Below are 12,029 nucleotides of genomic sequence, written 5' to 3' on the forward strand. Positions count from 1 at the left end.
AACATACCCTGTTGGTAGGCGAGGTTGTGAGCACCGCACAACGCAGTGATTGGGTTGTGCAGCCTTAAATCAGGACTCCTTAGAAGTCATAACGCACTTTGGCATTGAAGGTATCGGCATTGAAGTCCGTCTTGCCCAAGTAGTCGTAACTCGCGCCAAGGCTCAATGCGCCGAGCTTGTAGGTCACGCCCACGCCCGCTTCATAGCTGTCGCGCACCGGCGAGGCACCGCTGGTGACAAATGGCGTGCCGCCTAAGGTAAAGCTCGAGGTGCTGTCGGTTTTGTCGCCGATCACATCGTGGTAAGCCATCAGCTTAGCTTCTGGCTCCAGCGTGCCTTGGCCCAGCGCAAAAGCACCCGCCATGCGCACACCGGCGCCCAACTCACCCACTTCAAAGCGTGCGGCGCCCACATCCAACGCAGCCGCCGAGCCTTTTTCGCGGTAGCTGTCGATATCTACGTTGCTGTAACGCGCGGCTACACGCGGCTCAAGCAACAGGGTGTCATTCAGGCGATACACATAGCCTGCCAACGCGTTAACGCCTAACAGATCAGAGTCGTAATCACCCTTGGCTTCAGTACCGGCCACATAGCGCTTGGACTCGTTGTCGTTAACGCCGTACGTCAGGCTGCCATCGACAAACCACGGGCCATCTTGCCAGCTGGCGTAGGCGGTGAGTGCATGGCTATCGACTTGGGTTTTATTGCCATCGTCGCTGCGCACATCGGTATCTAGATAGCTGTAAGCCAAGCCAATGGTGGTTTGCTCGTTGAGCTTGCCGTCGGCACCGATGGCAATACCTTTGCTGTCAGCATCGTAGCCGGCAATGCCGTCGCGCATGTCCTGATCGGCATCGCTGTGCAAGGCTTGCAGCCACAGGCCTTTCTCTTGCAACACGTCACCGGCCGCTGCACCGCGACCAGCGCTGCTGCGACCGCCGATAGCTCCCGTGGTAGCCCCCAACGCCGAGCGCGCACCCTGTGTAGAGCCACCATTGGTTTGCGGTGCTAGCTGCTTAGCCAGCACAGCCACTTGCTCGTTGCTCGTGGCATTGGCAAACGCTTTATACACGGGGTCGTTAGGGTCGAGCTTACTTAGCACGCTGTTGGTAAAGGCCACCTGAGCGCGCTGGGCACTTTGGTTGCCGCCGCCGGTTTTCACCGTATCGATAACACCCTGATCTGACTTGGCCGCTACCAGCGCTTCTACTGTGTTGCTGCTGACGTTAAAGGACTTCACTTCAAGCAGCGCCGAAGTGCTTTGCACGCTAAGGCCTTGGTTATCGATGCTGCCGCCGGTACGCACCAGCAGGTAATTGGTCGCCGGAGTGCTGCTGGCAAAGTCGTTGGGGCGTGGGGTCAGTTTGATCTGGCTGCCGTTGCCAAACTCGGCACTGCCGGTGACATTCAACACCGGCTGGCTGGCGACTGTACTGCTGCCCAGCAGCATCTCCAGCGCGCCTTGGCCGGAGCCAGACAGGTACAAGTCACTTTCCAGCTGGGTGTGTGGTTTCACCAAGGTGAGCGTACCGCTAGAGATGTCCAGTAAGCCCACATTGTGGGTACGCATCAGTGCACCATCGAAGCGCACATCGCCTTCCACGTTAATGCTGAACAAACCATCGAGGTCGCCGCGAATAGTGCCACCCGTCCAGTTTAAGGTGGCATTGTTTTGTGCCTTGATGGCCGTCGTACCGCCTTCGATCAGCCCGGCTTTCTGGTTGATTTGCAGCGCGCCAAGTTGGCGGGGTTGATTGCCAATACTGATAGCGGTATCTGTGCCGCGAATGGTGCCCGTATTGATTAAGCCAGTTTCGTGCACATTGGTTGTATCGGCGAACAGTGAGTCTTCAACCTTGATACCAATCGCTTGGCTGCCTTCAGCACTAATGGTGCCGCTGTTGATAAACGCCGGCAGCTGACTCCAGAGAAAGTCCACGCCTACCGCATCAGCACCGGTTACCAATAGTTGGCCTTTGTTCTGCATGTCTGCGCTAAAGCGCACGTCCTCAACATTCAGCGCGTTACCGCTAGCACCGATCACGGCTAAACGATTGTTGTTAATCAGGGTCGTCGCGGTGACCTGATCAAGCGATAAGGCAAAAACATGATTGCCTTGGGCGGTGATGTCCGCGCTGTTGGTCAGCTCGCCATTAATGGTCGTGCGCACAAACACAGCGAAGTCTTGTGAGTCGGTAGCAAAGGTATGATTGGTGGTGCCGACCAGCTCAGTGGCCGCTAACGTGGTTGCGCCACGCAAGAAGGGCCCGCTGCTGCTGACATCAATGGTTTCAGCCAAGACCTGGCTGCTAGCGGCAGTAATGGCGATCGCAAGTGCGGTTTTATGCAGGGTAAACATGGACAACTCCTTAGTGGCTGGCGCGCGAAGGAGTGCCCTCTTCCCCAAGAGGTTGGCGTGACTCCTTTCACTCGATAAAACGCGCCAAACCGTTGGCGCATCGGCGCGCGATGATAGCACTGCGCCAGCTTTCAGCAACTGCCGTTTGTCCACGACACACCCCGTCGCTCCAAGCCGTTATCATCCCCTCTCGATTGATCACAGGACGTCCCCATGCACACACCGCTCACCCCCGGTTTTATGGTGCTGCAAGGCAATCAGCTGGAAAGCCTGCGCGATGTGTTGTTGCAGTGGTTGGCGGCACATCCGTTGGCGGCGCTAGAGAACGAAGTGCTGCTGGTGCAGAGCAACGGCATCGCCCAGTGGCTCAAGCAAGCGCTGGCCGAGAGCCCGGCGCGCGGTGGGGTGGGGATTAGCGCCTGTGTCGATGTGCAGTTACCTGCGCAGTTTCTTTGGCGCGCTTACCGCGCGGTGCTGGGTAACGATGTGCCCAAGCACTCGCCGTTTGATAAAGACCGCCTCACCTGGCGCATTTTGCGTTTGCTGCCGAGTTTGCTGGCGCGCGAGAGCTTCGCCCCGCTGCGCGAGTTTTTAGGTGACGACCCGCACCTGCGTAAGCGCTATCAGCTGGCCGAGCGCTTGGCTGACCTCTACGACCAATACCAGATCTACCGCGCCGATTGGCTGAATGACTGGGCCGCTGGGCAGTGGCAACTCAACGATGCACGCGGCCAAGCCTCTGCTGCGCCGGACGAGCAACGCTGGCAGGCCGAGCTATGGGCCGAGCTAGAAACCGATGTACCCAACGAATTGCGCGACAGTCACCGCGCCGCGCTGCACCAGCGTTTTATTGATGCGTTAACCAGCAGCGCCGAACGCGCCCCCGGCTTGCCACGGCGCTTGGTGGTGTTTGGCATTTCCTCGCTGCCGCAAAGCTTGCTGCAAGCCTTGGCCGCGCTGGGCAAACACTGCCAAGTGATTCTGGCGGTGCAGAACCCCTGTCAGCATTACTGGGCCGACATCATTGAGCACCGCGATTTGCTACGTGCCGAGCAGCGCCGCCAAGCGCAAAAGCCCGGCATGCCGGTAGCGCTGGATGATGCTGAGTTGCACCACCACGCCCATCCGCTGCTGGCCTCGTGGGGTAAGCAGGGCCGCGACTATATCCGCCTGCTCGACCAATACGACCAGCCGCAGGCCTACCAAGCGGCCTTTCCCGCCGAGCGTATCGACCTGTTTTTACCGCGCGAAGAAGGCCATCTGTTAGCCCAGCTGCACAACAGCATTCTTGACCTCGCGCCCACGCCCGTCGAGCCGCAGCAGTTAGCCACGCACGATGACAGCCTGCGCTTTATCCAAGCGCACAGCGCGCAGCGCGAGGTGGAGATCCTCCACGACAAACTGCTCGACCTGTTTGAACGCCACGCCGCAGCCGGCACACCGCTGGCGCCGCGTGAGGTGATTGTCATGCTGCCGGATGTCGAGCAGTACGCGCCGCATATTCAGGCGGTGTTCGGCCAATACCCCAGCGACGACGCGCGGCATATTCCCTTTACCTTGGCCGACCAAGCGCAACGCGGCCGCCTGCCCTTACTGCAAGCGCTGGAGCAGATCCTCGAGCTGCCGCAAGCGCGCTGCCGAGTCAGTGATGTGCTCGGCTTGCTCGATGTGCCCGCGCTGCAACGCCGCTTTGGCCTGCGTGAAGACAGCCTCGCGCAGCTCAAACTGTGGGTCGAAGGCGCTGGCGTGCGCTGGGGGCTGGATGCCGAACAGCGCGCCGCACTCGATTTGCCCGAGGCGCTGGAGCAAAACACTTGGGCCTTTGGCCGCCAGCGTTTGCTGCTCGGCTATTTAGGCGGCGAAGGCGCGCCGTGGCAGGGCATCGAGCCGCACAGCGAAGTGGCCGGGCTGGACGCCGAAGCCCTCGGCCCGCTGCTCGATGTGCTCGAACGCCTGCGCCACTACGCCAAGCGCTTGGCCGCGCCCGCCAGCCCAGCCGCATGGGGCGAGCTACTCAGCCAACTGCTGGATGACTTTTTCAGCCCCGCCCACGATGACGACGAGAGCGCGCTGGCGCGCCTCAACGAAAGCCTCAGCCACTGGCTAGAAGCCTGCGCCGAGGCCGCGCTGGATGAAGCCCTGCCTCTTACTGTGGTGCGCGAAGCCTGGCTCAGCGCCGTGGATGCGCCCAACTTGAGCCAGCGCTTTCTGGCCGGCAGCGTGAACTTCTGCACCCTGATGCCGATGCGCGCGATTCCTTTTCGCGTCATCGCTTTGCTCGGCATGAACGATGGCGACTACCCACGCAGCCGCCCGCCGCTGGAGTTCGACCTCATGGCGCTGCCGGGTTACTACCGCCCCGGCGACCGCTCGCGCCGCGAGGACGACCGCTATTTATTCTTAGAGGCCCTACTCGCCGCCCGCGACCACCTGCTGATCAGCTGGGTGGGGCGCAATGTGCGCGACAACAGCGAGCGCCCGCCGTCGGTGTTAGTGGCGCAACTGCGCGATGACCTTAAAGCCCGCTTCGCTCTCGCCGATGGCCGCGACCTGCTGGCAGCGCTCACCGAGCTGCACCCGCTACAGCCGTTTAGCCCGCGCTATTTCAGCGGCGCCGAGCAAACCGAAGGCTTATTTAGCTATGCCCGCGAGTGGCAACACCTGCATCAAGCCAGCCTCACCGAGGTGCAACGCGAGCCGCTGGCGCCGCTAACGCTCAGCGCGCCGCTCAACCACAAAATGCTCGTGCAGTTTCTCCGTCATCCGGTGCGCTTTTTTTATCAGCAGCGCCTTAAGGTGTATTTCGAGCCGGCCAATATCATCGGCAACGATCTAGAGCCTTTTGCGTTGGCTGGCCTCACCCGTCACCAATTACAGCAGCAAGTGCTTAGCCAATGTTTGGCCGAACCTTTGGCACAGCAACATGCCCAGCTTGAACGCGCGCTGAGCCGCCTGCCGGCGCAAGGCGTGCTGCCGATGGGTGCGTTTGCCGAGCTGAATATCGCCGGCGTGGCCGAACCGCTCACACAACTGCTTAACCATTGGCAGCTGCTCAATCAGCGCTGGCCAGCGACGCAAAAGCCGCAAGAAGTCGCCCTGGAGATCATCCCCAACGACGGCCCCGCAGCCGGCACAAAAGTGCTGGTCGAAGACTGGCTGGAAAACCTCTACCACCGCGCCGATGACGAATACCCGGTGCGCCTGCTACACAGCCTGTCGCGCCTCAGTGAGAAAGGCGGGCTGCGTTTGGGCAAGCTGCTGGATGCCTGGCTGGCGCATGTGTTGGCACACTGCCAAGGCAGCAAGCTGAGCACGTATTTGGCCGCGCCGGATGGCATCGTCGCGCTGCGCCCGCTAGAGCCAGCCGATGCCCAGCGCTACCTCAACGCGCTGGTCGGCCTCTATCAACAAGGCCTCTGCGAGCCGCTGCCAGTGGCACTCGACAGCGCCCTTGCCGCGCTGCGCGAAGAGGATGAAGCCAAGCAGCTATCCAAGGCCGCTACCCGCTACGACAACGGCTTTAACCCCGGCGAAGTGGGCAAGTGCTTGTACCTCAGTCACGCCTACCCCGACTTCGCCACGCTGAATCACGACCAGCGCTTTTTAAGCTTGGCCAGCGCGCTCTATGCGCCACTGGCGGACTGCGCCGAGTGGGTCGAAACGCAAACGTTGGAGGCCTGCCTGTGAGCACCCATAACGTCGAGCTCGACGTCATCCGCTTTCCGCTGCACGGCAACCGCTTGATCGAAGCCAGCGCCGGCACCGGCAAAACCTACACCATTGCCGCGCTGTACCTGCGTTTGGTGCTCGGTCATGGCGATGGCAGCGCCGCCAGTTTGCCGCCGTTATCGCCCCGGCAAATCCTCGTGGTCACCTTCACCAAAGCCGCCACCGAAGAACTGCGCGGGCGCATTCGAGAGCGCCTGCAACAAGCCACCGAAGCCTTCCGCAGCAAAGCCGCCGGCAACAGGGTAGAAGCCGACCCCGCGTTAACCAGCCTGCTTGCCGAGTACCCCGCCGAGCAGTGCGCCGGCGCCGCGCGGCGTTTGCAGCTGGCCGCCGAAAGCATGGATGAAGCCGCCGTGTTCACCATCCACGGCTGGGCGCAGCGCATGTTGCGCGAGCACGCCTTCGACAGCGGCAGCCTGTTCACCCAAGAGCTGGACAGCCAAGACCAAAGCCTCGCCCAAGAAGCCGCGCGCGATTACTGGCGGCAATTCGCCTACGCCTTACCCACGGCGCACGCCGCTGCGTGGCAAGACAAGCTCGCCAGCCCGGATGCCTTGCTGGCAGCGGTGCGCCCGCTGTTGAACGGCCAATGGCAGGTGCGCGACAAAGGCCAGCCGGTGGCCGAGCAAAGCATCAGCGAGTTGTTTGCCCCGCTGGATAAGTGGCAGCAAGCCTTCACCGAGACATTCACCCCGTGGCAAGCCAAGTGGTTAGCCGAAGGCCAAGCGATTCGGCAAAGCCTGTTTGCCGCGCTGAATAACGGCGTATTTAACGGCCAAAAGGTGCGCCAGAACTATCTGGAAGATCGCCTCGCGGCGGTCGATGCCTGGGCCGCCAGCGGCGCGCAGCCCAATAAAGGCGAGCAAGACAAGATCGAAAAAGTCGCGGCCAGCTACCTAGCCACGGCGCTAAAGAAAGGCGCGAAATTTGAAGCGCCTGAGCCGCTGCGCGATCTCGACGCCTTGTTAGAACTGCTCAGCACCCAGCCCGATTTTTGGCCCAACCTGCGCCTACACGCCGCTGGATGGATTGCCGCACGCATCGAACGCGACAAACAGCGCCTCGCCCAACTGGATTTCGACGACCTGCTCAACCGCCTCGACCGTGCCCTGCAAGGCCCCGCCGGCGCGCGTTTAGCCAGCGCTATGGCGGCGCAGTTCCCCGCCGCGCTGATCGACGAATTCCAAGACACCGACCCGGTGCAATACCGCCTGTTCGAGGCCATCTACCGCGAACGTGACAGCACCGCGCTGCTGCTGATTGGCGACCCAAAACAGGCCATCTACGCCTTCCGTGGCGCGGATATTCACACCTACTTAAAAGCCCGCAGCCAAGCGGCCACGCCGCACTTCACCTTGGGCACTAACTACCGCTCCAGCCATGCCATGGTGCAGGCGGTGAATGCACTGTTTGAACAGGGTGAAAAGAGTACGGAAGGTGCCTTTTATTTTGCCGAGCGCGGCTTGCCGTTTCACGCCGTGGCCGCCAATGGCCGCGACGAGCAGTGGCAGGTAGAGGGGCAGCCGCAAGCGGCACTCACCGTCTGGCTAAGCGCCGAACCCGCGCCGAGCAAAGGCGCCTATGAAGCGGAAATGGCCAACGCCTGCGCCAGCGAGATCGTCCGTTTGCTCAATTTGGCCGAGCAGCAACAAGCCGGTTTCGCCAAGCAAGATGAGCTAAAACCGCTGCGCCCCGGCGACATTGCCGTGCTGGTGCGCAGCGGTCGCGAGGCGGATGTCATTCGCCAAACGCTGCGGCAGCGCGGCGTGCGCAGCGTGTATTTATCCGAGCGCGACTCGGTATTCACCAGCAACGAAGCCCACGACGTGCTGCTGTGCCTGCGCGCCTGCACCGAACCGCACGACAGCCGCGCGCTGATCGCCGCCTTAGGCTGCGCCAGCTTAGGCCGCAGCTGGGCCGAATTAGACGCCCTGCACCACGACGAACAACGCTGGGAGGCAGAGCTGGCGCGCTTTAACGAGCTGCACAGCCTATGGCGCAAACAAGGCGTGCTAAGCACCCTGTACCGCCTGCTGCGCGACTTTAATGTGCCGGAACGCCTGCTTAGCCAAGCCGACAGCGGCGGCGAACGCCGCCTGACCAATCTGCTACAGCTGGCCGAGCTACTCCAGCAAGCCGCTGCCAGCCTCGACACACCCGCCGCGCTGCTGCGCCATTTGGCCGAGCAGATCGAACAGGGCGGCAGCACTGGCGGTGACGAAGCGCTGGTGCGCCTAGAAAGCGAAGCCGATCTGGTGCAGGTGATCACCATCCACAAGTCCAAGGGTTTGGAATATCCGCTGGTGTTTCTGCCCTTTATTGCCGGCTTGCGCGAAGCCAGCGGCAACGATGGTTGGCGTTATCACAACGCCGACGGCGAAGCGGTGCTGGAACTGGATAGCAGCCAAAAAGACGCCGCCGAGCAAGCCGAGCGCGAGCGTCTGCAAGAAGATTTGCGCCTGCTCTATGTGGCGCTAACCCGCGCTCGTCATGCCTGCTGGTTGGGCCTAGCGGCGTTTGTTAGTGGCAACAGTAAAAGCTCCAAACTGCACAAAAGCGCCATCGGCTATCTGCTCAGCCACGGCCAGCCGTTGGATGCCGCCAGTCTCAAAGAAAAGCTCGACACCCTCGCCGAGCAACAGCACACCAGCGTGGCCACCGCGCCCGAGGCCAGCGACACCCGCTACCAACCCAGCGCCAGCGAAACCCCCACCGGCAACGCCCGCCCCGCGCCCATCTGGCCGCACGAGCGTTGGTGGGTAGCCAGCTACAGTGCGCTGGCCAAGGCCCGTGGCGCGCTGACCAGCAGCGAAGCACCGGACAGCGCCGACGAGCAAACCCTGCGCGAAAGCAGCGATGAAGCCCTCGCCACGCCAGCACCCAGCGGCCCGCTGGCGAGCTTTCCCGCCGGCCCAGGCCCCGGCACCTTCTTGCATGGCCTGCTGGAATGGCTCGGCTTAGGCGGCTTTAACGCCAGCTGCGAGGCGATCCGCGAAGAAGTCGGCAAACGCTGCGTCGTGCGCCAATGGCAAGCGTGGATCGAGCCGCTCACCGCATGGCTCAACACCCTACGTCAGCAATCGCTGCCACTGGCCGAGGGCCGCGTGCAGCTCAATCAGCTGCGCAGCTTTCAGGTGGAAATGGAGTTCTGGCTGGGCGCCGAGCAAGTCTCCAGCAGCGCTATCGACCGCCTGCTGCATCGCCACCTACACCCCAGCGAGCCGCGCCCTGCGCTGGCGGCGGAAACCCTAAACGGCATGCTTAAAGGCTTTATCGACCTGGTGTTTGAGCACGACGGGCGCTATTACGTGGCCGATTACAAATCCAACCGCCTGCCGCGCTACGACCACGCCAGCCTCAGCCGCACCGTGCTGGATAAACGCTACGACCTGCAATGCCTGCTCTACACCTTGGCCCTGCACCGTCTGCTAAAAACCCGCCTGCCCGACTACGACTACCAACGCCACATGGGCGGCGCGTTATACCTGTTTTTACGCGGCGTCGATGAACAAGGCGCGGGCCTGTACCACGCCTGCCCAGCGCCAGAACTAATTGCCGAACTGGATGCCCTGTTTAGCGCGGAGACCGCCCATGTCTAACTTGTCGCTCAGCGAACTGCACAGCCTGTTGGATAAAGCCGTTGAGGCCGGTGGCCTGCGCCGTTTAGACCGCGCCGTGGCGCAGTTTTTGGCCGAGCATGGTGAAGCAGACGGCCGCGTGCTGCTGGCCGCCGCCATGGCCAGCGCGCAACTGGGCCACGGCCACACCTGCCTCGACTTAGCCCACGCCCTGCGCGATGCCGGCCGCCTGCTGTACGCCGATAAGCCAGACGACACCCAGCGCCTGCCCGATTGGTCGCTGGCCGACTGGCAAACAGCGCTAAGCCAATCCGCCTGCGTAGCGACCGACGACCAGCACCCCGACCGGCCGCTGCACCTAAACGGCACCCGCCTGTATTTACGCCGCCAATGGCAGTACGAAAGCCAAGTCGCCGCCGGCATTCAGCAGCGCTTGCAGCAGCTCGACCTGCCCTTGCCCGCGCTACGCGAGTTACTCGATGAACTGTTCCCGCAGGACGCCAACACGCCGCAGCCGGACTGGCAAAAAATCGCCTGCGCCCTCGCCGCACGCAGCGGCTTTGCCATCATCACCGGCGGCCCCGGCACCGGTAAAACCACCACAGTGGTGCGCCTGCTCGGCCTGCTGCAAACCTTGGCGCAACAGCAAGGCTCACGCAGTTTGCGCATCCGCTTGGCCGCACCCACCGGCAAGGCGGCGGCACGCTTGAACGAATCCATCGCCGGGGCGGTCAACCGGCTGGCGGTGAGTGATGAAATCCGCGCCAGCATTCCCAGCGAAGTCACCACCTTGCACCGCCTGCTCGGCCCACTACCAGATAGCCGCCGCTTTCGCCATCACCGTGGCAACCCGCTGCATCTCGATGTGCTGGTGATCGACGAAGCTTCGATGATCGACCTCGAGATGATGGCCTTCGTCCTCGACGCGCTGCCTAGCCACGCCCGACTGATCTTGCTCGGCGATAAAGACCAGCTGGCCTCGGTCGAAGCCGGCGCGGTGCTCGGCGACTTGTGCGCGCAGGCCGAAGCGGGGGGCTACAGCACGGCCACCTGCGAATGGTTAACGCAAGCCACAGGCTGCGATTTAAGCCACTGGCACAGTGCGCAGCCGCGCGCGCTCGACCAACACGTCGCCATGCTGCGCTTTAGCCGCCGCTTTGCCGGCGACAGCGGCATTGGCCGCCTCGCCAGCGCGGTGAATGCCGGCCAACTGCCCGATGACGTGTGGAATAACCACGACACCCAACTGCTTGCCCTAAACGGCGAACACGACCCACAGCTTGATGTCCTGTGCCTTGCAGGCTACAGCGGCTACCTAAGCGCCGTGCAACAACCGCCGCAGAACAGCGATGACGCAGCGTGGGAAGAGTGGGCCGACGGTTGCCTAAGCAGCTACAGCCAATTCCAACTGCTCACCCCGCTGCGCCAAGGCCCGTGGGGCGTGGACGGCTTAAACCAGCGCATTGCCGAGCACCTACACCAGCACGGCCTGCTCAGCAGCGCCCACGGCTGGTACGCCGGCCGCCCAGTGCTGATGAGCCACAACGACTACCAACTGGGCCTGATGAACGGCGACGTCGGCCTCACCCTCACCGACCCAACCGGCGAGCTAGTCGTGGTGTTTAAGGTTAACAACCAACTCAAACGCATCCGCCCCAGCCGCCTGCCCAGCGTGAGTACGGTGTTTGCTATGACCGTGCATAAATCGCAGGGCTCGGAGTTCCGCCACACCGCGTTGATCATGCCGCCCGAGCCCAGCCCGCTACTTACCCGCGAGCTGCTCTACACTGGCATCACTCGTGCGCAGCAGCGATTTACCTTGCTGAGTGCTAATCGGGCGCTGCTTAAACAGGCTGCGGCCACGCGTACCGAGCGGGTTAGTGGGTTGGGGGAGCGGTTTGGTGATGGGTGAGAGGGCTGTTTTACTGGTTTTTTTGCTAAGCACGGACTAGAAGCCGCGAGGAGTTAATGTCGTTTTCCCCACAAGCCAATGCCACGGTTTGGCAAAACCACCTTGATAGGGAGTTAATTTGAAGAGAAAGGACAAAGCCTCATACAACACCATTATGACACGGATCGTTAAAGCAAATGTTGGATTTAGTTTTTAGAAACAAATCAAGGAGCAATACATGCCAGACCTAGGGAAACGCTGATTTATTCCTCAGCAGCTCTCTTGGCTGGCACAATCGCGGGAAGCCCATCGCCTGAGTCAGCCGCATGCAAAAAACCTTTTCCGAAGCCGAATATGCCGGCAAGAAAAAGCTGACACGCCGCGATCGATTTCTCAGCGATCTTGAGCAGCTCACGCCTTGGACCTTGCTTGAAGCTCAGATTGCCCCCTTCTATGCAGACAACACGGGCAA

4 protein-coding genes and 1 pseudogene are annotated in these 12,029 nt (G+C 61.9%); 4 read left to right on the forward strand and 1 reads right to left on the reverse strand.

Features of this window, described 5'->3' with window-relative positions; translation table 11 throughout:
- Positions 1-79: 79 nt before the first annotated feature.
- Positions 80-2,359 carry an autotransporter family protein gene (locus tag BMX80_RS16880; protein WP_083394366.1) on the reverse strand — a complete coding sequence of 760 codons (2,280 nt, stop codon included), beginning with the start codon at positions 2,357-2,359 and terminating at the stop codon, positions 80-82.
- Positions 2,360-2,572: 213 nt separating this feature from the next.
- On the opposite strand from BMX80_RS16880, the gene recC reads away from it, so the two are divergent.
- The 4 genes and pseudogenes from recC to BMX80_RS17745 all read left to right on the forward strand — a co-directional run.
- A complete protein-coding gene (recC, locus tag BMX80_RS16885) occupies positions 2,573-6,046 on the forward strand; it encodes an exodeoxyribonuclease V subunit gamma (RefSeq protein WP_074870624.1) in 3,474 nt (1,157 codons plus the stop codon).
- On the forward strand, positions 6,043-9,687 hold the full coding sequence (gene recB / locus BMX80_RS16890) for an exodeoxyribonuclease V subunit beta (protein ID WP_235821668.1): 3,645 nt from the start codon (positions 6,043-6,045) through the stop codon (positions 9,685-9,687). Before recC ends, recB begins: the two co-directional genes overlap by 4 nt.
- A complete protein-coding gene (recD, locus tag BMX80_RS16895; protein WP_083394367.1) occupies positions 9,680-11,578 on the forward strand; it encodes an exodeoxyribonuclease V subunit alpha in 1,899 nt (632 codons plus the stop codon). The genes recB and recD overlap by 8 nt, the downstream gene beginning before the upstream one ends.
- Before the next feature lie 305 nt (positions 11,579-11,883).
- A pseudogene (locus BMX80_RS17745) lies at positions 11,884-12,029 on the forward strand (IS5/IS1182 family transposase); the annotation flags it as partial.

Source organism: Atopomonas hussainii, assembly GCF_900109735.1.
Lineage (GTDB): Bacteria > Pseudomonadota > Gammaproteobacteria > Pseudomonadales > Pseudomonadaceae > Atopomonas > Atopomonas hussainii.

Excerpts from the sequence above, each read along its gene's own strand:
- BMX80_RS16880 (WP_083394366.1), bottom strand. The coding sequence starts at position 2,359 with ATGTTTACCCTGCATAAAACCGCACTTGCGATCGCCATTACTGCCGCT.
- recC (WP_074870624.1), top strand. The coding sequence starts at position 2,573 with ATGCACACACCGCTCACCCCCGGTTTTATGGTGCTGCAAGGCAATCAG.
- recD (WP_083394367.1), top strand. The coding sequence starts at position 9,680 with ATGTCTAACTTGTCGCTCAGCGAACTGCACAGCCTGTTGGATAAAGCC.